Source organism: Streptomyces sp. ISL-94, from assembly GCF_018614075.1.
Taxonomy (GTDB): domain Bacteria; phylum Actinomycetota; class Actinomycetes; order Streptomycetales; family Streptomycetaceae; genus Streptomyces.
In genome coordinates, this window is record NZ_JAGGOZ010000068.1 from 20,188 (window position 1) to 41,701 (window position 21,514).

A 21,514-nucleotide genomic window follows, 5' to 3' on the forward strand; every position below is an offset into this window, starting at 1 on the left:
TTTCCGGGGACCCCGGTACACCGGCGCCCCGGGGCTGAGCCGATCATGTGGAGCAAGGCGCGGCACTCGCGCACAGCGGGCCTCGTTACCATGCGTGGACGCACAGACGACGACCACTGACACTTCGAGGGACGGGCTAGCGCGTGGCCGAGGCGGCAGACATCCTGGGGGCGTCCCCCGTCCCTGTCCGACGCCGATGGCTGCGGAGGGCGGTGGTCCTGCTGGCCGGGACGCCCGTGCTCGCCGCTCTGGTCTACTCCCCCGCCCCCAAGGCCCAGGCCGCCCAGGCGACCGCCGTGGACGTCCAGCTGACCTCCATGGCCCCCGCCGCCCCGGTCAAGGGCGACACCCTGACCATCTCCGGCACCGTGGTGAACACCGGCTCCGAGACGATCAACGACGCACATGTGGGACTTCGGGTCGGGCCCACGCTCGCGGACCGGTCCTCCATCGACGAGGTGGCGGAACGCAGCGGCTTCCGGGCCGGCGCCGACCCGGGTGAGATCGATCCGGCCTACGCCGTGAAGATCGCCTCGCTGCCGTCGAAGGTCCGCCACGAGTTCACGCTCACCATCCCGGTGAACAAGCTGGAGCTGGACAAGGACGGCGTCTACCAGCTCGGCGTCTCCCTGTCCGGGGCGACCGAGAGCCGCCCCGTCGAGCAGGTGCTGGGCATCGAGCGGACCTTCCTGCCCTGGCAGCCGGAAGCCGCCGCCAAGCGTGCCCAGCTCACCTACGTGTGGCCGCTGATCTCCCCCACCCACGTGACCGCCGAGACCGGCTCGGACGAGACCCAGACCCCTGTCTTCCTCGACGACTCCCTCGCCGAGGAGCTCAAGCCGCAGGGTCGCCTGGGACAGATGGTCTCGCTCGGCAAGGAGCTGCCGATCACCTGGGTCATCGACCCCGACCTGCTCTACACCGTCGACGCCATGACGAAGGGCTACCGGGTCCGTACTCCCGACGGGAAGTCCGTCCAGGGCAGGAACAAGGCCGTCGCCGAGCAGTGGCTGAGCTCCCTCGAAACGGCCGTCCAGGGCAAGAAGGTCGTCGCCCTGCCCTTCGCCGACCCCGATCTCGCCTCCCTCGCCCACCGCGGCAAGGACGTCTCGGGCACCCTCGGCCAGCTGCGGCCCGCCACCGACAAGGCGAAGCAGGCCGTCGAGACGGTCCTGCACGTCCCGGCGTCCACCGACTTCTCCTGGCCTGTGGACGGGGCCGTCGATCCCTCGATCGTCAATGTCGCCACCTCGGCCGGCGCGCACAACGTGCTCACCCGGAGCGACAGCCTGGGCGAGACCGGAAGCCTCGGCTACACCCCCTCGGCCGCCCGCCCCATCGGCGCGGGCGCCACGGCCGTGGTCGCGGACGCGGAACTGTCCACCGCCTTCGAAGGCGACATGCTGAGTGCCGGGACGTCTACCCTCGCCGTCCAGCAGTTCCTCGCGCACAGCCTCGCCCTGAACCTCCAGAAGACCGACGAGCAGCGCAGCTTCGTCGTGGCCCCGCAGCGGATGCCGTCCGTCAGCCAGGTGAACAGCATGGCCGCCGCCCTGCGCGCCCTCCAGGCCGGCCGCTGGACCCAGCCTGGGGACCTCGAAGCCGCGGCCGCGGCCAAACCCGACCCGCGCGCCGCCACCCAGGTCCCCGGAGCCGGGCAGTACCCCGAGGCCCTGCGCAAGCAGGAGCTGCCGGTGGCCGCCTTCGAGAAGATCCGCACCACTCAGAACACGCTCGACCACTTCAAGGTGATCCTCGCGGCACCCGACCGCGTCGAGATCCCCTTCGGCAACACCACCAACCGGGAGATGTCCGCGTCCTGGCGCGGCCGCCCGGATGAGGCCGGGGTCTACCGGGACCAGGTCCAGAACTACCTGCTCGACCTCACCGAGAGGGTCAAGGTCATCCCCAAGTCCGACGCCACGCTGTCGGGACACAGTGCCACCATCCCGATCAGCGTCCAGAACAGCCTCGTCCAGGATGTCCACGACCTGGTCCTGCGGGTGCAGTCGGCCAACCCGACCCGCCTGATGTTCGGCGACAGCGGCCAGGCCGAGCAGCAGGTCACCGTTCAGGGCGACCACACCCAGACGGTCAAGTTCCCCGCCAACGCAACCGCGAGCGGGCCCGTCGAGGTCACCGCCCAGCTCTTCACCAAGGACGGCGTCGCCTACGGCAAGCCCCGCAAGTTCACCGTGGAGGCCACCGAGATCACCCCCACCGTCATGCTCGTCATCGCCGGCGGTGTGCTCCTCCTCGTGCTGGCGGGCATCAAGATGTACGCCAGCCGCAAGCGCGTCGCGGCCCGGGCGGCCGCCGAGGAGGGCACGCAGCAGAGTGACGAGTCCCCGGACACCGGACCGCAAAGCACCGAGGGGTCCGGCACGGGTGAGACAGTGGACCGTTGAGCGATGCCGTGGCCGGTCGGCCTGGGGACGATGAGGTGGGGTTTCGATGAACGCGCCGTACGACGGTGACCGTGCGCAGGGCACTGGTGGGCCCGCGCCCTCCCAGGGCACTGCCCCGGGCGCCCCGGTGCCCGGGCAGGTCCCCGCGCCTGGAACCGCGCCGGACAGCGACCCGTATGTCCAGGACGCCTACGACCACGACCCCTACTGGTCGCAGGACCTGTCCGCCCAGGATCCCGTCGCCGAGGTCCTCTACGACCGGGCCGCGCACCCCCCGCCGGCGCCCGGCACCTTCCGCGAGCCCGGCCCGCTCTACGCGGCGCCGACCGCGCCCGCGTACGCGCCCGACCCGCGCGTCTGGGCGCAGACCCCGCCGCCCGAGCCGGACGGCCCCTCCCGCCACCTGCCGTACGGCGACCACGCCAGCACCACCGAGTTCGTCGGTGTGGACTCCCTCGTCACCAAGGCCGCGGACGAGCAGCCCGAACCCGACGCCTTCGCCCACCTCTACCGGGACCAGGAGGCGGCGCCCCGCATCCCCGCCGAGGACGCCCCCGTCGCCGCCCCGGCGCCGAGCAAGCCCGCCGGACGCGCCTCCAGCCTCCTGAAGTCCAGCGCGCTCATGGCCGCCGGCACGATCGTCTCCCGCATCACCGGCTTCCTGCGGACCCTCGTCATCGCCGGTGCCATCGGCGTCGGCACCTTCAACGACACCTACCAGATCGCCAACACCCTCCCCACGATGATCTACGTGCTGGTCGGTGGCGGCGCCCTCAACGCGGTCTTCATCCCGCAGCTGGTCCGGGCCATGAAGAACGACAGCGACGGGGGAGAGGCCTACGCCAACCGGCTGCTGACCCTCGTCGTGGTGCTGCTGGCCGCCATCACCACCATCTGTGTGCTCGCCGCACCGGTGTTCATCACGATGATGTCGCCGAAGATCGCCTCCGACCCGCACCAGATGGACGTCGCGGTCGCCTTCGCCCGTTACTGCCTGCCCACCATGTTCTTCATGGGCGTCCACGTGGTCCTCGGTCAGATCCTCAACGCCCGCGGCCGGTTCGGCGCGATGATGTGGACCCCGGTCCTCAACAACATCGTGGTCATCGCCACCTTCGGCGCCTTCATCTGGGCCTTCGGCGGCTTCACCACCTCCGGCGTCAACGCCACCACCGTCACCGCCGACGGCGTCCGCCTGCTGGGCCTGGGCACCCTGCTCGGCCTCACCGTCCAGGCTCTCGCGATGCTGCCCTACCTGCGCGACGCGGGCTTCAAGCCGCGCCTGCGCTTCGACTGGAAGGGCCACGGCCTCGGCAAGGCCGCCGGACTGGCCAAGTGGACGTTCTTCTTCGTCCTGGCCAACCAGATCGGGCTCGTCGTCGTCACCCAGTTCGCCACGTGGGCCGGCTCCGTCGCCGAGAAGCAGGGCCACCCCGGCACCGGCATCACCGCCTACAACTACGCGCTACTGCTGTGGCAGATGCCGCAGGCGATCATCACCGTGTCCGTCATGACGGCCGTCCTGCCGCGCATCTCCCGCTCCGCCCACGACGGGGACGCGGCCGCCGTCCGCGACGACATCTCCTACGGCCTGCGCACCTCGGCCGTGGCGATCGTGCCCTGCGCCTTCGCGTTCCTCGCGCTCGGCGTCCCCATGGCCACCCTGCTGTACGCGGGCTCCGGCGCCGGCGCCCAGAACATCGGCTACGTCCTGATGGCCTTCGGCCTCGGCCTCATCCCGTACTCGGTGCAGTACGTCGTCCTGCGCGGCTTCTACGCCTACGAGGACACCCGCACGCCCTTCTACAACACCGTCATCGTCGCCGCCGTCAACGCGGCGGTCTCCGCGGCCTCCTTCTTCGCGCTTCCCGCCCGCTGGGCCGTCGTCGGCATGGCCGCCGCCTACGGCCTCGGCTACACCGTGGGCGTCGGCGTCGCCTGGCGCCGCCTGCGCACCCGCCTGGGCGGCGACCTCGACGGGGCGCACGTGATGCGCACCTACGCCCGCCTCACCGGCGCCAGCGTCCCCGCGGCCGCCGTGGGCGGTGGCGCTGCCTACGCGGTCACCCAGTGGCTGGGCAGCGGAGTTGCCGGCTCCGCCGCCGCCCTCGTGGCCGGCGGCATCGCCCTGGCCGCCGTGTTCCTCATCGCCGCCAAGCGCATGCGGATCGAGGAACTCAACTCGATGGTCGGAATGGTCCGCGGACGTCTGGGGCGCTGATGCGCAGACCCGCAAACCGACCAGCCCCTCTTCGCGTGTCGTGCATAGCGGCGGACTGTGGGCACAATTGGCATGGCTTCGCAGACTGGCCGACAGTGCGCAACGGATGGGGAGGCGGGAACGACGGTGGCGGAACGTAGTACGGCTGCCGTCGACGTGGCCGACAACAGCGGCGACGAGCCGCTGGCCGCAAAAGCGGACAAGGTCACGGCCGACGGGGTGGACACCCAGAACGGACGAGCCGCGGACGGACCCATGCCCGACAAGGACGGCGAGCGCACGACAGCGGCCCCCGCAGCCGCACCCGAGCTCCACAGCGGCCACAAGCTCGCCAGACGCTACCGGCTCGAAGAGTGCGTCACCCGTGTGGACGGATTCAGCAGCTGGCGCGCGATGGACGAGAAACTGCGCCGGGCCGTGGGCGTCCACCTGCTGCCCGCCGACCACCCGCGGGCCCGCTCCGTCCTGGCCGCGGCCCGCTCCTCCGCCCTGCTCGGTGACCCCCGGTTCGTCCAGGTCCTCGACGCCGTGGAGGAGAACGACCTCGTCTACGTCGTCCACGAGTGGCTGCCCGACGCCACCGAACTCACCGCGCTCCTCGCCGCGGGGCCCCTGGAGGCCCACGAGGCCTACCAGCTCGTCAGCCAGGTCTCCCAGGCGATGGCCGCCGCCCACCGCGAAGGCCTCGCCCACCTGCGCCTGACGCCCAGCGCGATACTGCGCACCTCCACGGGCCAGTACCGCATCCGGGGCCTCGCCGTGAACGCCGCCCTGCGCGGGATCACCAGCGAGACGCCGCAGCGAGCCGACACCGAGGCCATCGGCGCACTCCTGTACGCCGCCCTCACCCAGCGCTGGCCCTACGAGAACGACGCATACGGCCTCACCGGCCTGCCCAAGGGCGTCGGCCTGATCGCCCCCGACCAGGTCCGCGCCGGTGTCCACCGGGGTCTGGGCGAGCTCGCCATGCGCGCCCTCGCCAACGACGGGGCCACAGCGTCCCGTCAGGAACCCGCCTGCACCACCCCCGAGGAGCTGGCCAAGGCCGTCGCCGCGATGCCCCGCATCCGGCCGCCGGAGCCCGCCTTCACCGCCCCGCCGGAATACCAGCACACCACCTACCAGCAGGGCAGCTACGGCCGCCCCACGGCCCCCGGTGTGCCCTCCGCCCAGACCGTTACGGTCGTGCCCCCGCCGCCCCCGCTCCAGAGCCGGACCGGCCGGGTCCTCAAGTGGGGTGTCGCCGCCCTGCTGATCGCCGCGCTGGGGCTCGGCAGCTGGCAGCTGGCCGGCACCCTGCTGGACCGCAACAGCGGCGGAACCAACGGCCCGAACCACCCGCAGCCGACATCCGACGACACCCCGCCGAAGACCGAGCCCGGCAAGCCGCTGCACCTGGCCCGTGCCACGGTTCTGGCCATAGGCGGAGACCAGGTCAAAGCCGAAGACGCCCGCAAGGCCGTCGACGGCAGCGCCAACACCGGCTGGGTGACCCCTCAGTACCTGGGGTTCGCGAACTTCGGCAACCTCGACGGTCGCAAGGACGGCAGCGGCATCGTCGTCGATCTCGGCAGCGTCCAGGACGTGGCCGGGCTCGACGTGGACCTCTACGTCGCCGGGCAGAAGCTGCAAGTCCTCGCCGCACCCCCGGACGCCTCCGGCCCGGATTCGCTCTCCGACTTCTCCCAGCGGCTCGCCAAGCTGGGGACCGCGGAGAAGAGGCTGCAGACCACGCTGGACGCCCCGATCCGCACACGGTACGTCCTCATCCACATCACCGAGCTGCCCTCCGACGGCGAGGGCGGCTACCGCGGCGGCATCAACGAGATCAAGATCCTCGGCAAGGCTTCCTGACTGCCTGGCTCAACGGGGTCCGCTGCGCCACCGGCTCAGCGGACCCTCGTGCCTTCCCCGTCCAAGCCGTAATCTCCCTCCGGGAGGCAGGTGTGATGCACGACGCGAGGACCGGCGACGATAGCGACGGGGACCTGCTCGCCCGGCACGTCGCCGGAGACCCCGATGCCTTCGGTGAGCTCGTACGGCGCCACCGCGACCGGCTGTGGGCCGCGGCCCTGCGCACCCTCGGCGACCGGGAGGAAGCCGCCGACGCGGTGCAGGACGCCCTCGTCTCCGCCTACCGCGCCGCCCACAGCTTCCGCGGGGACTCCGCCGTCACCACCTGGCTGCACCGCATCACCGTCAATGCCTGCATCGACCGGGCCCGCAAGGCGGCGTCCCGCCGGACCGCGCCCCTGGACGACACGGACCGCCTGGAGCGCCTTCTGGAGCCCTACGAGTCCGCGGAAGCCCCCGCGGAGCGCCAAGACCTCCACCGCCAGCTCCTGGCGGCCCTGGGCACCCTCCCTGCCGAACAGCGGGCCGCACTCGTCCTCGTCGACATGCAGGGCTACCCCGTCGCCGAGGCCGCGCGCATCCTCGACGTCCCCACCGGCACCGTGAAGAGCCGCTGCGCACGCGGCCGGGCGAAACTCCTCCCGATGCTCACTCATCTGCGCACGAATGCCGGGGATAACACCGCCGCCGAGCGGGGAAGGAACCGGACGCCGGGCACGGCCGTCCCACCAGCGGCAGCACCCAGGCATCCAGACCCAGACGCAGACGCAGTGAAGGGCGGAGGTGGACGACCGTGACCCCCTCGACTGGCGTGCCCGGCACGACCGGCACGATCCGGCACCCGGACGTCTCGGAGATCTCCGACCTGACCGAAGGACTCCTCTCCCCGTCCCGGACCGCCGAAATCCGCCGCCACCTCGGCGACTGCCCCCTGTGCGCCGACGTGCGCGCCTCCCTGGAGGAGATCCGCTCCCTGCTGGGCACCCTCCCCGGACCGGTCCGGATGCCGGCCGACATAGGGGGTCGCATCGACGCGGCCCTGGCCGCGGAAGCGCTCCTCGACGCGACCAGTCCCCGGACCCGGCCCGCGGCGGCTCCTCGGACCCGCGCGACCGGAGGCGATGTTTCACGTGAAACGCCCCGCCCCCGGCCGACCGCTGCCGGCGGATCCGGCGTCCACCCGCCCTCCGGTCACCCGACCGGCCCAAGCGGACCCGGCCGTCGTCGCGCCCGCCGCCGGATCGCCGTACTGACGGGACTGGCCGGGGCCGCCGCCTGCGCGCTCGGGATCTTCCTGTTCAGCGACCCGTCCGGCACACCCGCCCGGACCACGGCCCGCAGCGAGACCCCGAGTTCCACGGCTCAGCACTCCGCCGAAGCCGGCGCCTACACCGCGCAGGGCCTGCAGAAGAACGTCCAGCAGCTCCTCTCCTCCGCGCAGATCACCGGGACCGATGCCGGGGAGCAGAACAACACCTACGGGGTGGAGAACACCCCGTCCGCCCAGGGAGTCGCCCCCAGCGACCGGCGGGCTGCCCCCGTCCCGCCCTGTGTCCAGGCTGCCACCGGCCGCCCCGACACCCCGCTCGCCGCCGAGCGCGGCCGCTACCAGGGCGCAGCCGTCTACCTCCTCGTCCTGCCGCACCCTGACGACCCCTCCCTCGTGGATGCCTATCTCGTCGGCACCGGCTGCGAGGACGGGTCCTCCGGAGCCCCCGGAAAGCCCCTGCTGACGAGTACCTATCCCCGAAGCTGAGATGCGGGGACCCGCACCGGGACAGGTGGGGAATGCAGGCGCCGTAGGATCCGTTGGGTGGGGTGAGAGTCCGCACCGGCCCCCGGTAGGCAGCACGCAGTCCGCAGAGACGAGGAAGAAACCCGTGAGCGACGTCCGAAACGTGATCATCATCGGCTCCGGGCCGGCCGGTTACACCGCCGCCCTGTACACCGCACGCGCTTCGCTCAAGCCCCTGGTCTTCGAAGGTGCCGTCACCGCCGGTGGCGCCCTGATGAACACCACCGAGGTGGAGAACTTCCCCGGGTTCCAGGACGGCATCATGGGCCCGGACCTGATGGACAACATGCGCGGCCAGGCCGAGCGCTTCGGCGCCGAGCTCGTCCCCGACGACATCGTCGCCGTCGACCTCACCGGTGAGATCAAGACCGTCACCGACACCGCCGGCACGGTCCACCGCGCCAAGGCCGTCATCGTCACGACCGGCTCCCAGCACCGCAAGCTCGGCCTGCCCAACGAGGACGCCCTGTCCGGCCGCGGTGTCTCCTGGTGCGCCACCTGCGACGGGTTCTTCTTCAAGGACCACGACATCGCCGTCGTCGGCGGCGGCGACACCGCGATCGAGGAGGCCACCTTCCTCTCCCGGTTCGCCCAGTCCGTCACGATCGTCCACCGCCGTGACACGCTGCGCGCATCGAAGGCCATGCAGGACCGCGCCTTCGCCGACCCGAAGATCAAGTTCGCCTGGGACAGCGAGGTCGCCGAGGTCCACGGCGAGCAGAAGCTCTCCGGCCTCACCCTGCGCAACACCAAGACCGGTGAGACCTCGGAGCTGCCCGTGACGGGCCTCTTCATCGCCGTCGGCCACGACCCGCGCACCGAGCTGTTCAAGGACCAGCTCGAACTCGACGCCGAGGGCTACCTCAAGGTCGACGCCCCCTCTACCCGGACCAACGTGACCGGTGTGTTCGGCGCCGGCGACGTCGTGGACCACACGTACCGTCAGGCCATCACCGCCGCGGGCACCGGCTGCTCCGCCGCCCTCGACGCCGAGCGCTTCCTCGCCGCCCTCGCGGACGCCGAGAAGGCCCACGCAGCGGTCTGACCGGCCTGACCCCCGTACCAGCCCCCCACCCCACACCCCGTAGGAAGAAGAAGGAGGCCGCTGTGGCCGGCACCCTCAAGAACGTGACCGACGCTGACTTCGATGCCGAGGTCCTCAGGAGCGACAAGCCCGTACTGGTGGACTTCTGGGCCGCCTGGTGCGGACCGTGCCGCCAGATCGCGCCGTCCCTCGAGGCCATCGCCGCCGAGTACGGCGACCAGATCGAGATCGTCAAGCTGAACATCGACGAGAACCCGGCCACGGCTGCGAAGTACGGCGTCATGTCCATCCCGACCCTGAATGTCTACCAGGGTGGCGAGGTCGCCAAGACCATCGTCGGTGCCAAGCCCAAGGCCGCCATCCTGCGCGACCTCGCGGACTTCGTCGAGGTCAAGACCGCCTGACGGGTTCGATGTTTCACGTGGAACGGGGCCGCCCCTCGCAGGGGCGGCCCCGTTCCACGTTTTTCAATGAAACAGAGTTCCGGCTCACAGCGGGCGCAGTGCGGGCTCCTTCCGCGCCGCACCCAACAGCCGGTCCAGCGCCAGCTCCACGTCTTCCTTCCACGACAGCGTCGACCGGAGCTCCAGACGCAGCCGAGGATGCACCGGGTGGGGACGTACCGTCTTGAAGCCCACCGCCAGCAGGTGGTCCGCCGGCAGCAGGCACGCCGGGCCCTCCCACCGGGCGTCCCCGAAGGCCTCGACGGCCCGGAACCCGCGCCGCAGCAGATCCTTCGCCACCGTCTGGACCATCACCCGACCCAGGCCCTGCCCCTGATACCCCGGCATGATCCACGCCGTGATCAGCTGTACGGCGTCGGGCGAGACGGGACTGGTCGGAAACGCGGTCGCCCGCGGCACGTACGCCGGCGGTGCGTACAGCACAAAACCCACCGGAACCTCGTCCACGTAGACCACACGGCCGCACGATCCCCATTCCAAGAGGACGGCGGAAATCCAGGCTTCCTTCTCCAGCGCGGGCGTACCCGCCTTCACCGCAGCATCACCGCTGACCGGATCCAGTTCCCAGAACACACAGGACCGGCAACGACGGGGCAGGTCCTGGAGGTTGTCCAGCGTGAGCGGTACCAGCCGACGACCCATGAACGCATCGTATCCACTGACCCTCACTCTTTCGACAGCAAAAGGGCGGACCGTACCGGTTCGCACCGGCACGATCCGCCCTTCGGCGGCCGGGGTCACTCCCCGGAAAGGCCCTGCTCCAGCACCCGGCCCTCGCCCGGCGCCAGCGTCCCGAGAATCCGCTCCAGATCCTCCATCGAGGCGAACTCGACGGTGATCTTGCCCTTCTTCTGGCCCAGATCCACCTTCACCCGCGTCTCGAACCGGTCCGACAACCGCGTCGCCAGCTCGCTGAGCGCCGGAGCCACCCGGGCACCCGCACGCGGGCCCTTTGGCTTCACCGCACTCGCGGGCTCAGACGCCATCAGCGTCACGATCTCCTCGACCGCACGCACCGACAGCCCCTCGGCCACGATCCGGTGCGCCAGACGGTCCTGCTCCTCGGAGTCGTCGACCGACAGCAGCGCCCGCGCGTGCCCCGCCGACAGCACACCCGCGGCCACCCGGCGCTGAACCGAAGGCGACAGCTTCAGCAGCCGCAGCGTGTTCGACACCTGGGGACGCGATCGGCCGATACGGTCCGCCAGCTGGTCATGGGTGCACTTGAAGTCCTGGAGCAGTTGGTCGTACGCCGCAGCCTCCTCCAGTGGATTCAGCTGGGCCCGGTGCAGGTTCTCCAGCAGCGCGTCCAGCAGAAGCTTCTCGTCGTCCGTGGCCCGGATGATCGCCGGAATGCTCTCCAGACCGGCCTCACGACAGGCCCGCCAGCGCCGCTCGCCCATGATGAGCTCATAGCGACCCGGGGTGGACTGTCGCACCACCACCGGCTGAAGCAGACCCACCTCCTGAATGGAGGTCACGAGCTCGGCGAGCGCGTCCTCGTCGAACACCTCGCGCGGCTGACGCGGGTTCGGCGTGATCGCGTCCATCGGGAGCTCCGCGAAGGTCGCTCCCGCCACCACATTGGCTTCGGCCGCCGTCGGCACCGGCTCGCCGGCTGCCACCGCCGGCGACGTTTCTCCCCCAGCTACCGCTGGAGGTGCCCCCAGTGAAACATCCGCCTGCGCCAGCGAAGCCAGCTTCGCCGCCGCGATCCCGCGCTCCGAAGTCAACACCGGCACCGCCGACGGGGACGCCGAGCCGGCACCGATCACCGGCGGCGTCTTCTCCTGCGGAGCCGCGGGGATCAGCGCACCGAGCCCCCGCCCCAGGCCTCTACGTCGCTCGCTCACTGGATCCCCTCCACCACATTCTGCGTGCTGTTCATACCCGCGCCCAGATGGGCGTGCTGGGCTTCGTACTGCATTCCGACCCCGCGATACGCGATCTCCCGCGCCGCCTCCAGATAGGAGAGGGAACCACTGGAACCCGGGTCGTACGTGAGCACCGTCTGCCCGTAGCTCGGTGCCTCGGAAATGCGCACCGACCGCGGGATGCTCGTCCGCAGCACCTCCTTGCCGAAGTGGCTGCGCACCTCCTCCGCCACCTGCGAGGCCAGCCGGGTCCTGCCGTCGTACATCGTCAGCAGGATCGTCGACACATGCAGCGTCGGGTTCAGGTGGGCCCGCACCAGATCGACATTGCGCAGCAGCTGACCCAGGCCCTCCAACGCGTAGTACTCGCACTGGATCGGGATCAGCACCTCCGCACCGGCCACCAGGGCGTTGACCGTCAGCAGCCCCAGGGAGGGCGGGCAGTCGATCAGGATGTAGTCGAGCGGCTGCTCGTACGCCTGGATCGCCCGCTGGAGGCGGCTCTCACGGGCCACCAGGGACACCAGCTCGATCTCCGCACCGGCCAGGTCGATCGTGGCCGGGGCGCAGAAGAGGCCCTCCACGTCCACCACGGGCTGGACGACCTCCAGGAGGGGCCGACTGTCCACGAGCACGTCGTAGATCGAGGGCACATCCGCGTGGTGGTCGATGCCGAGCGCCGTGGAGGCATTGCCCTGCGGGTCGAGGTCGACCACCAGGACACGTGCCCCGTGCAGCGCCAGCGAGGCCGCCAGGTTCACGGTCGTCGTGGTCTTGCCCACGCCGCCCTTCTGGTTGGCGACCACGATGACCCGGGTCTGCTCCGGCCGGGGCAGCCTTTCGGTACGCCCCAGCGCCTCGACCGCCAGCTGGGCGGCACGGCCGATGGGGGTGTCGTTGTCTACAAGGGGCGAGGATGTTTCACGTGAAACATCCTCGCCCGCCGATTCAGAGCGGGGACCGGGGACCGGATCGGCCATCGGCCCCGCGAGGTTGGCGTCGGACCGCACGGTGTCACTCTCCTCGACATCAGGCTCGCGATGAACAGAGCCTGCCATGTCACCGGGGTCGCGAACCAGCGGGGCCCGTACTCCTGTGGATGAATCCACCGATGTGGACAACTCCGTCCCCCTCACATCCTTGGGGCGGCGGGGGGACGCAGCCGCACGACCGCGGCTGATGATTCCGTGCAGCAGAGAGCGACGTTTCACGTGAAACACGATGCCCGGAGGGAGTCTTCCGGCCGCTACGACACTCCGAAATCCATACCTATAGGACCCAACACAGGCCAAATCTCCTCTGCAACTCCGAGAATCCGGAGGCTCAGCGGCGCCTTCGCGTGCGTCCCACCCGGGCAGCCTTAGCCCGCTTGGCCGCGAATCTCACCCCACCGGGGCTCTCTCCGACCTCGACCCGCACCACCGTCGCCAGCGGATCCACGACACCCTCGCCCACATGCAGCACCGAGGTCTTCACCACACCGAGCTTGGCCAGCGCCGTCTTGGCCGACACCAGCTCTTCCTCCGCGGTGTCGCCCTTCAGCGCCAGCATCTCCCCGTACGGGCGCAGCAGGGGCACACCCCAGCCGGCCAGCCGGTCCAGCGGAGCCACCGCCCGCGCCGTCACCACGTGCACCGGCTGCACCTTGCCGAGTACCTCCTCGGCCCGGCCGCGCACCACGGTGACGTGGTCGAGGCCCAAGAGCTCCACGGCCTCCTGGAGGAAGTTCGTCCGCCGCAGCAGCGGCTCCAGCAGCGTGATCTTGAGATCACGACGCACCAGCGCCAGCGGGATACCGGGCAGACCCGCGCCCGAACCCACGTCGCACACGGTGACGCCCTGGGGCACCACCTCCGAGAGCACGGCGCAGTTCAGCAGGTGCCGCTCCCACAGCCGCGGCACCTCACGCGGCCCGATCAGGCCCCGCTTGACTCCCGCGTCCGCCAGCAGCTCCGCGTACCGCACAGCTTCCGGGAAATACTCACCGAACACGGCGCGCGCCTCTTCAGGCGCCGGGGGAAGCTCAGCTGCTTCCGTCACGGGGACCGTCCTTCCGTACCGCATGGTTGTTCACATGCCAGGCTGACAAACATCGGCCCCGTCTGCGAGACAGACGGGGCCGAACACGCGCGCTACCGATCAGGCCGGAAGCACAACGACGAAGCGCTGCGGCTCCTCACCCTCGGACTCGCTCCGCAGACCCGCGGCCGCCACGGCGTCGTGGACGACCTTGCGCTCGAACGGCGTCATCGGGTCCAGCTTCAGCGGCTCGCCGGACGCCTTCACGTCCTCGGCGGCCTTGGCACCCAGCGCCGCCAGCTCCTCGCGCTTCTTCGCACGGAACCCGGCGATGTCCAGCATCAGCCGGCTCCGGTCCCCGGTCTCCCGGTGCACGGCAAGGCGGGTCAGCTCCTGGAGAGCCTCCAAGACCTCGCCGTCGCGGCCCACGAGCTTCTGCAGGTCACGGCCGGCGGAATCACTGACGATCGACACCGCGGCCCGGTCGGCCTCGACGTCCATGTCGATGTCGCCGTCCAGGTCGGCGATGTCCAGCAGACCCTCGAGGTAGTCGGCCGCGATCTCACCCTCCTGCTCAAGGCGGGTCAGGGTGTCGCCGCCCTCAGCGGCGGCGGTGGTGGTGCCTTCCGTCACGGGAGGGACTCCTTCTTACTTCTTGGGAGAGGGCTTGCTGGGCGTCTGGCGCTTCGACTTCGGCTGCCGCTTCGGCTGCTGGCGCTTCGCGGCACCGCCGCTCGCCGCGTCCGCGTCGGCCGTGGCCTCGGAACTCTTGACCACCGAGCCGTCCGCCTGGGCGGCCATCCCCTGCTTGGTCAGGGCGGTGATGAACTTGCGCTCGTTGTCGTTGCGGTCCGGGCCCTTGGCCACGATCGCCGCGACGATCTTCCTCTTGGAGCGGCCCTTCACGTCACCGTGCGAGCCGATGTGCTTCAGCAGACGGGTCAGGTACTGGTCCTGCGCCTTGCTTCCCGGCGTCGGGTTCTGGTTGATCACGTACATCTGCTGACCCATGGTCCACAGGTTCGTGGTCAGCCAGTAGACGAGAACGCCCACGGGGAAGTTGATGCCCATGACCGCGAAGATCAGCGGGAAGATGTACATCAGCATCTTCTGCTGCTGCATGAACGGCGTCTTGACCGACAGGTCGACGTTCTTCTGCATCAGCTGACGCTGGGTGTAGAACTGCGACAGCGACATCAGGATGATCATGATGGCGGTCACGACGCGCACATCGGTGATCGAGGCGTTCAGGCCGGCGACCTTGTCGGCGCTGTCCGTGAACTTGGCGGCCAGCGGGGCGCCGAAGATATGCGCCTGGCGGGCGCTCTCCAGCAGCGACTGGTTGATGACGCCGATGGTCTTGCCGCTGGCGATGGCCGAGAGCACGTGGTACAGCGCGAAGAAGAACGGGGACTGCGCCAGAATGGGAAGGCACGAGGAGAGCGGGTTGGTACCCGTCTCCTTGTACAGCTTCATCATCTCTTCGGACTGACGCTGCTTGTCGTTCTTGTAGCGCTCCTGGATCGCCTTCATCTTCGGCTGGAGCGCCTGCATGCCCCGCGTCGCCTTGATCTGCTTCACGAAGAGCGGGATCAGACAGATACGGATCAAAATCACCAGGGACACGATGGACAGGCCCCAGGCCCACCCACTGTCCGCACCGAAGATCGCCCCGTACAGCTTGTGGAACTGGACGATGACCCACGACACGGGTGTGGTGATAAAGCTGAACAGACTGGCAATCGTGTCCACTAATCAGGCTCCTTGAGCATTGCGAGATCTACGCAACGCACTGCGCAGCTGCTCGTGCCAACGCGGGCGTTTACGAGGTGGGACGTGGTCCACACCCCCCGGGGACCACGGATTGCACCGCAGGATCCGCCAGGCGGTCAGGAACGTCCCCTTCACCGCACCATGCCGGTCGATGGCCGTGTACCCGTAGCGCGAACACGACGGGTAGTAGCGGCACACCGGCCCGAGCAGCGGACTGATCGTCCACTGGTACAGCTTGATCAAAGCGAGCAGCGGGTACTTCATCGAGCCGCGCCTCCCAGGAGCCGCATCAGAGCGGCGTCCAGGTCCCGGGCCAGTTCGTCGGGGCCGGCGTCACCCGCTCCGGGCAACGCACGTACCACCACCAGGCTACCGGCGGGCAGCTGGGACAGCCGCTCGCGGACAAGATGGCGCAAACGGCGCTTCACCCGGTTACGGACGACGGCGCCGCCGACAGCCTTGCTGACGACGAAACCCGCACGCGTCGAGGGATCGATCTCCCCCGACTCGTGCGGGTCCGTTGCACCGCTTGTACGTAGGTGGACGACGAGGAGCGGGCGACCAGCCCGACGCCCTCGGCGTACCGCGCTCGCGAAGTCCTCGCGCCGCCTCAGCCGGTTTTCGGGAGACAGCACGACGTCACGACCTGCGTGTGGTTACGCGGAAAGGGCGGCGCGGCCCTTGCCACGGCGGTTCGCGAGAATCGCGCGACCGGCACGGGTACGCATCCGCAGGCGGAAGCCGTGGGTCTTGGCACGACGGCGGTTGTTCGGCTGGAAGGTGCGCTTGCTCACTCGGGGGCTCCAGAGAATGAATCGTTGTGGCGGGACATCGCCTGGCTGTCACCGTGCGCCCACGAGGAAACTCGCGTGTTCGCCCGAGTGGCACCGCTAAACGATCACTAAAAGTGACCTTCGCCCATCGGTAGGCAGGCGGCAGCAGCCATCGACAACTCGACCTCGTTACGGTACGCGCGGCTACGCCATCCGGTCAAACCGAGCCGGGGCTGCCCCACACTGTGCACAGGCTGTGGACAACGACTTGAACCGTACCCGCTGGCCTGACTACCGTTGACTGATCCCGGATTTTTCGTCCCGACCGTCCCAAAGAACCACACATTCGTGGGACTCCTGTGAGAGAGCGTGCTCTGTGGCTGACGTACCTGCCGATCTTGCCGCAGTGTGGCCAAGGGTGCTCGAAAAGCTCCTCGGGGAGGGACAGCCGGGGATCGAACCCAAGGACAAGCAGTGGGTCGAGCGGTGCCAGCCCCTGGCACTCGTCGCCGACACCGCGCTGCTGGCCGTGCCCAACGAATGGGGCAAGCGCGTCCTCGAAGGCCGCCTCGCCCCCCTCATCAGCGACGCGCTGAGCCGGGAATGCGGCCGCCCCATCCGGATCGCCATCACCGTGGACGACTCCGCCGGCGAGCCCGCGCCCCCCGCCCCGCCCCTCCAGCAGCGCGACGCCTACGAGCCCTACGCCGGCCAGCGCCCCGGCGGCGGACCGGGCGGACCCGGCGGGCCTTCCGACGACCAGCTGCCCACCGCCCGCCCCGCCTACCCGGACTACCAGCAGCAGCGCCCCGAGCCCGGCGCCTGGCCCCGCGGCGGCCAGCAGGACGACTACGGCTGGCAGCAGCCCCGCCTCGGCGGCTTCCCCGAGCGCGACCCGTACGCCTCCCCGCAGCCGGGCTACCTCCAGCAGTCCGAGCCCTCCGGCTACGAGCAGGGCTCCTACGAGCCGTCCCCGTACGAATCCCAGCAGTCGCACCAGCAGCACCAGTACGAGCAGCAGAAGTACGAGCAGCAGAAGTACGAGCAGCAGCAATACGAGCAGCCCTCGCCGCGCCAGGCCCCCGGCCGGCCCGCGGCGCCCCCGGCCCCGTCCGGCGGCTCCACCTCGGGCCCGCTCGAGCCGACCGCCCGGCTGAACCCCAAGTACCTGTTCGACACCTTCGTCATCGGCGCCTCCAACCGCTTCGCGCACGCCGCCGCGGTGGCCGTCGCCGAGGCGCCCGCGAAGGCGTACAACCCCCTCTTCATCTATGGGGAGTCGGGTCTCGGCAAGACGCACCTGCTGCACGCCATCGGGCACTACGCGCGGAGCCTCTACCCCGGCACCCGCGTGCGGTACGTGAGCTCCGAGGAGTTCACGAACGAGTTCATCAACTCCATCCGCGACGGCAAGGGCGACGCGTTCCGCAAGCGCTACCGCGAGATGGACATCCTGCTCGTCGACGACATCCAGTTCCTCGCGAGCAAGGAGTCGACGCAGGAGGAGTTCTTCCACACCTTCAATACGCTCCACAACGCCAACAAGCAGATCGTCCTCTCCTCCGACCGGCCGCCCAAGCAGCTCGTCACCCTGGAGGACCGGCTCCGCAACCGCTTCGAGTGGGGCCTGATCACCGACGTCCAGCCGCCCGAGCTGGAGACCCGTATCGCGATCCTGCGCAAGAAGGCCGTCCAGGAGCAGCTCAACGCCCCGCCGGAGGTACTGGAGTTCATCGCCTCCCGCATCTCGCGCAACATCCGCGAGCTGGAGGGGGCGCTGATCCGGGTCACGGCCTTCGCGAGCCTCAACCGGCAGCCGGTCGACCTGGGCCTGACCGAGGACGTCCTCAAGAACCTCATCCCGGGCGGCGAGGACAGTGCGCCCGAGATCACCGCCGGCGACATCATGGCGGCCACTGCCGACTACTTCGGCCTCACGGTGGACGACCTGTGCGGCTCCTCGCGCAGCCGGGTCCTGGTCACCGCACGGCAGATCGCCATGTACCTGTGCCGGGAGCTCACCGACCTCTCGCTGCCCAAGATCGGGGCGCAGTTCGGCGGCCGCGACCACACCACCGTCATGCACGCGGACCGAAAGATCCGCGCGCTGATGGCCGAGCGGCGCTCCATCTACAACCAGGTCACGGAGCTCACCAACCGCATCAAGAACGCCTGAGCCAGGGGCTGGGCAGCCTCCGCAGAGCCCCTTCACACGCTCGTCGAGGGCGCTCCCGGGTCACCACGGGGGCGCCCTTCTTCGTGCGCGCGCCCCTGACCTGTTCGAATACGCCCCCAGCGGAGCACGTCATCCACAGATTCGCGGACTTTCTTCCGTCCACACCCTGGGGACGGCGACCGTCACCCACAATCTGTCCACAGGGCTGCCGGGTGAGGCACCATCAGGGCAGGTCAACCCCCTGTGGAATTGTGCGTGACCGTCATCCACAGCCTGTGGACAGAGAAATCATCCACAGGCCCGTCCACGGGGTTGTCCACCGGCCACCCACAGGATCCCGGACGCTGTGCACAGGATCCGATCTCTTCTCCACACCGTTGTCCACTGTTCGGCAACGCGCCACCCCTCCTCACCGCCCGGAGTGAAAGCCGTCACACCAGGGTGGACGTTTGGGCTGTGGAGTACCGGGGGAAAGCTGGGGACACACCTGTGGAGTAATCGGGGTCTCCTGGGGACGGCCTGTGCAGAACTTTTCGTTCTCCACAGAGGCACCGTGTTGTCCACCGGTGCCACCCACAGGGTGTGGGGATAAAAAACGCGGGGTGACCTGCGAGAACGGGCTTATCCACCGTTTCCACAGGCCCTACTACTACCCCCAAGGAGAGTGAGGCCGGTTTCGGTTTTCAAGCAGGTCCTGTGCACAACTCGTCGCTCGGCCGCCCCGGCGCCTCGCTCCCGACTTGACCGCCGGCAGCCACGACTGTCGGCGCCGTACGTCAGACTGGTCCCCGGCATCGATCGAGGCATCGAGCCGACGACGAAAGCCGGCAGACGAGCGAGCAACAGCAGGAGGCGGTTCCGGTGAAGATCCGGGTGGAGCGCGACGTACTCGCGGAGGCGGTGGCCTGGGCTGCCCGTAGCCTCCCGGCCCGGCCGCCGGTGCCCGTTCTCGCGGGCCTGCTGCTCAAGGCCGAGAACGGCACGCTGAGCCTCTCCGGCTTCGACTACGAGGTCTCGGCCCGGGTCTCCGTCGAGGCGGACGTCGAGGAGGACGGCACCGTCCTCGTCTCCGGCCGGCTACTCGCCGACATCTGCCGCGCCCTCCCCAACCGCCCGGTGGAGATTTCCACAGACGGTGTACGGGCGGTCGTGGTCTGCGGCTCCTCCCGGTTCACACTCCACACCCTGCCTGTGGAGGAATACCCGGCGCTGCCGCAGATGCCGACCGCGACCGGCACCGTGTCCGGTGAGGTCTTCGCCTCCGCCGCCGCCCAGGTCGCCATCGCCGCCGGCCGCGACGACACGCTGCCCGTGCTGACCGGTGTCCGCATCGAGATCGAGGGCGACCGCGTCACCCTCGCCTCCACCGACCGCTACCGCTTCGCGGTCCGCGAGTTCCTGTGGAAGCCGGAGAACCCGGACGCCTCCGCCGTGGCCCTGGTGCCCGCGAAGACGCTCCTGGACACCGCCAAGGCCCTGACCAGCGGTGACACCGTCACCCTGGCGCTGTCGGGCTCCGGTGCCGGTGAGGGCCTCATCGGCTTCGAGGGCGCGGGCCGCCGCACCACCACCCGCCTCCTCGAGGGCGACCTGCCGAAGTACCGCACGCTCTTCCCGACGGAGTTCAACTCCATCGCCGTGATCGAGACCGCCCCGTTCGTCGAGGCCGTCAAGCGCGTGGCCCTCGTCGCCGAGCGCAACACTCCGGTCCGGCTCAGCTTCGAGCAGGGCGTGCTCATCCTGGAAGCCGGCTCCAGCGACGATGCACAGGCTGTGGAACGTGTGGACGCCAAGCTGGAGGGCGACGACATCTCGATCGCCTTCAACCCGACCTTCCTGCTCGACGGCCTGAGCGCGATCGACTCGCCCGCCGCCCAGCTGAGCTTCACCACGTCCACCAAGCCGGCGCTGCTCAGCGGCCGCCCGGCCGTCGACGCCGAAGCCGACGAGGCGTACAAGTACCTGATCATGCCGGTGCGCCTGTCCGGCTGACGCCCTCGTACGTCGGGCCCGGTCTCGCAGGCTGCGGGCCGGGCCCGACGGCTTTTCCGCCGGCGCGCGGCGCCCGCGCCGTACGCCCGGGCCGTATGCCGCCCGGGAGCGCCCGTGGGGCCGGCCGGGGCCGCCCGGCGTAGGCTCGGAGCCTGGGCGGCCCCCGGAAGTCAGGGGCAGCCCGGCACAGACGGTCACAACGCTTAAGGAACCACCTGATGGAGCTTGGTCTCGTCGGTCTCGGCAAGATGGGCGGCAACATGCGCGAGCGCATCCGCCGCGCAGGCCACACCGTCATCGGATACGACCGCAACCCGGACCTCGCCGATGTCCACAGCCTGCAGGAACTTGTGGACAGCCTGCAGGCCCCCCGCGTGGTGTGGGTGATGGTCCCGGCGGGTGCGGCGACGCAGTCCACCGTCGACGAGCTGGCGGTGCTGCTCTCGCCCGGCGACGTCGTCGTCGACGGCGGCAACTCCCGCTGGACCGACGACGAGAAGCACGCCGAGGAGCTGAAGGCCAAGGGCATCGGCTTCGTCGACTGCGGTGTTTCCGGCGGCGTGTGGGGGCTCGAGAACGGCTACGCCCTCATGTACGGCGGCGACAAGGAGCACGTCGCCGCGGTCCAGCCGGTCTTCGACGCCCTCAAGCCCGAGGGCGAGTTCGGCGCCGTGCACGCCGGCAAGGTCGGCGCGGGCCACTTCGCGAAGATGGTCCACAACGGCATCGAGTACGCCATGATGCAGGCCTATGCCGAGGGCTGGGAGCTCCTGGAGAAGGTGGACTCGGTCACCGACGTCCGCGAGGTCTTCCGCTCCTGGCAGGAGGGCACGGTCATCCGCTCCTGGCTGCTGGACCTGGCCGTGAACGCGCTGGACGAGGACGAGCACCTCCAGCAGCTGCGCGGCTTCGCCCAGGACTCGGGCGAGGGCCGCTGGACGGTGGAGGCGGCGATCGACAACGCCGTGCCGCTGCCCGCGATCACGGCCTCGCTCTTCGCGCGGTTCGCGTCCCGCCAGGAGGACTCCCCGCAGATGAAGATGATCGCCGCGCTGCGCAACCAGTTCGGCGGCCACGCGGTCGAGAAGAAGTAGTTCCACCGCGGTACCACCGCGGCACA

The 21,514-nt window shown here is 69.8% G+C and carries 19 protein-coding genes; 10 read left to right on the forward strand and 9 right to left on the reverse strand.

Features of this window, described 5'->3' with window-relative positions:
• Window positions 1-143 precede the first annotated feature (143 nt).
• The 7 genes from J7E94_RS21425 to trxA all read left to right on the forward strand — a co-directional run bounded on the left by J7E94_RS21425 (window position 144) and on the right by trxA (window position 9,727).
• A complete protein-coding gene (locus J7E94_RS21425) occupies window positions 144-2,408 on the forward strand; it encodes a DUF6049 family protein (RefSeq protein ID WP_215017839.1) in 2,265 nt (754 codons plus the stop codon).
• Window positions 2,409-2,454: 46 nt separating this feature from the next.
• The gene (murJ, locus tag J7E94_RS21430) at window positions 2,455-4,629 is read left to right on the forward strand and encodes a murein biosynthesis integral membrane protein MurJ (protein ID WP_215017841.1); all 2,175 of its coding nucleotides are present in this window, start codon (window positions 2,455-2,457) and stop codon (window positions 4,627-4,629) included.
• 126 nt (window positions 4,630-4,755) lie between these two features.
• Window positions 4,756-6,483, forward strand: a complete 1,728-nt coding sequence (locus tag J7E94_RS21435) for a protein kinase family protein (protein WP_215017843.1) — start codon at window positions 4,756-4,758, stop codon at window positions 6,481-6,483.
• Window positions 6,484-6,578: 95 nt separating this feature from the next.
• Window positions 6,579-7,280 carry an RNA polymerase sigma factor SigM gene (sigM, locus tag J7E94_RS21440; RefSeq protein ID WP_215017845.1) on the forward strand — a complete coding sequence of 234 codons (702 nt, stop codon included), beginning with the start codon at window positions 6,579-6,581 and terminating at the stop codon, window positions 7,278-7,280.
• A complete protein-coding gene (locus tag J7E94_RS21445) occupies window positions 7,277-8,239 on the forward strand; it encodes a hypothetical protein (RefSeq protein ID WP_308345415.1) in 963 nt (320 codons plus the stop codon). Before sigM ends, J7E94_RS21445 begins: the two co-directional genes overlap by 4 nt.
• Before the next feature lie 124 nt (window positions 8,240-8,363).
• Window positions 8,364-9,323 carry a thioredoxin-disulfide reductase gene (gene trxB, locus J7E94_RS21450; protein WP_215017847.1) on the forward strand — a complete coding sequence of 320 codons (960 nt, stop codon included), beginning with the start codon at window positions 8,364-8,366 and terminating at the stop codon, window positions 9,321-9,323.
• 62 nt (window positions 9,324-9,385) lie between these two features.
• The gene (gene trxA / locus J7E94_RS21455) at window positions 9,386-9,727 is read left to right on the forward strand and encodes a thioredoxin (RefSeq protein ID WP_030839308.1); all 342 of its coding nucleotides are present in this window, start codon (window positions 9,386-9,388) and stop codon (window positions 9,725-9,727) included.
• Window positions 9,728-9,811: 84 nt separating this feature from the next.
• Here trxA and J7E94_RS21460 read toward each other — a convergent pair whose 3' ends face one another.
• From J7E94_RS21460 to rpmH, 9 genes are all read right to left on the reverse strand, one after another.
• Window positions 9,812-10,429, reverse strand: a complete 618-nt coding sequence (locus J7E94_RS21460) for a GNAT family N-acetyltransferase (RefSeq protein ID WP_215017900.1) — start codon at window positions 10,427-10,429, stop codon at window positions 9,812-9,814.
• Between the two features lie 95 nt (window positions 10,430-10,524).
• Window positions 10,525-11,640, reverse strand: coding sequence for a ParB/RepB/Spo0J family partition protein (locus tag J7E94_RS21465; protein ID WP_215017849.1), 1,116 nt, complete (start codon window positions 11,638-11,640; stop codon window positions 10,525-10,527).
• Window positions 11,637-12,719 (reverse strand): ParA family protein, encoded by a 1,083-nt coding sequence (locus J7E94_RS21470; RefSeq protein ID WP_215017851.1) that lies wholly within the window; start codon window positions 12,717-12,719, stop codon window positions 11,637-11,639. Before J7E94_RS21470 ends, J7E94_RS21465 begins: the two co-directional genes overlap by 4 nt.
• 265 nt (window positions 12,720-12,984) lie before the next feature.
• Window positions 12,985-13,725 carry a 16S rRNA (guanine(527)-N(7))-methyltransferase RsmG gene (gene rsmG, locus J7E94_RS21475; protein ID WP_215017853.1) on the reverse strand — a complete coding sequence of 247 codons (741 nt, stop codon included), beginning with the start codon at window positions 13,723-13,725 and terminating at the stop codon, window positions 12,985-12,987.
• A 75-nt stretch (window positions 13,726-13,800) separates the two neighbouring features.
• On the reverse strand, window positions 13,801-14,313 hold the full coding sequence (locus tag J7E94_RS21480; protein WP_215017855.1) for a R3H domain-containing nucleic acid-binding protein: 513 nt from the start codon (window positions 14,311-14,313) through the stop codon (window positions 13,801-13,803).
• Between the two features lie 15 nt (window positions 14,314-14,328).
• The gene (gene yidC / locus J7E94_RS21485) at window positions 14,329-15,432 is read right to left on the reverse strand and encodes a membrane protein insertase YidC (protein ID WP_215017857.1); all 1,104 of its coding nucleotides are present in this window, start codon (window positions 15,430-15,432) and stop codon (window positions 14,329-14,331) included.
• A 3-nt stretch (window positions 15,433-15,435) separates the two neighbouring features.
• Window positions 15,436-15,717: a membrane protein insertion efficiency factor YidD gene (yidD, locus tag J7E94_RS21490; RefSeq protein WP_215017859.1), complete on the reverse strand. Its 282-nt coding sequence runs from the start codon at window positions 15,715-15,717 to the stop codon at window positions 15,436-15,438.
• Window positions 15,714-16,088 (reverse strand): ribonuclease P protein component, encoded by a 375-nt coding sequence (gene rnpA, locus J7E94_RS21495; RefSeq protein WP_215017860.1) that lies wholly within the window; start codon window positions 16,086-16,088, stop codon window positions 15,714-15,716. The genes yidD and rnpA overlap by 4 nt, the downstream gene beginning before the upstream one ends.
• A 21-nt stretch (window positions 16,089-16,109) precedes the next feature.
• On the reverse strand, window positions 16,110-16,247 hold the full coding sequence (gene rpmH / locus J7E94_RS21500; RefSeq protein WP_008741645.1) for a 50S ribosomal protein L34: 138 nt from the start codon (window positions 16,245-16,247) through the stop codon (window positions 16,110-16,112).
• A 355-nt stretch (window positions 16,248-16,602) separates the two neighbouring features.
• On the opposite strand from rpmH, the gene dnaA reads away from it, so the two are divergent.
• From dnaA to gnd, 3 genes are all read left to right on the forward strand, one after another.
• Window positions 16,603-18,402 carry a chromosomal replication initiator protein DnaA gene (gene dnaA / locus J7E94_RS21505; RefSeq protein ID WP_215017863.1) on the forward strand — a complete coding sequence of 600 codons (1,800 nt, stop codon included), beginning with the start codon at window positions 16,603-16,605 and terminating at the stop codon, window positions 18,400-18,402.
• Between the two features lie 861 nt (window positions 18,403-19,263).
• A complete protein-coding gene (gene dnaN, locus J7E94_RS21510; protein ID WP_215017865.1) occupies window positions 19,264-20,394 on the forward strand; it encodes a DNA polymerase III subunit beta in 1,131 nt (376 codons plus the stop codon).
• Between the two features lie 218 nt (window positions 20,395-20,612).
• Window positions 20,613-21,488, forward strand: a complete 876-nt coding sequence (gnd, locus tag J7E94_RS21515) for a phosphogluconate dehydrogenase (NAD(+)-dependent, decarboxylating) (RefSeq protein WP_215017867.1) — start codon at window positions 20,613-20,615, stop codon at window positions 21,486-21,488.
• The last annotated feature ends 26 nt before the right edge of the window (window positions 21,489-21,514 follow it).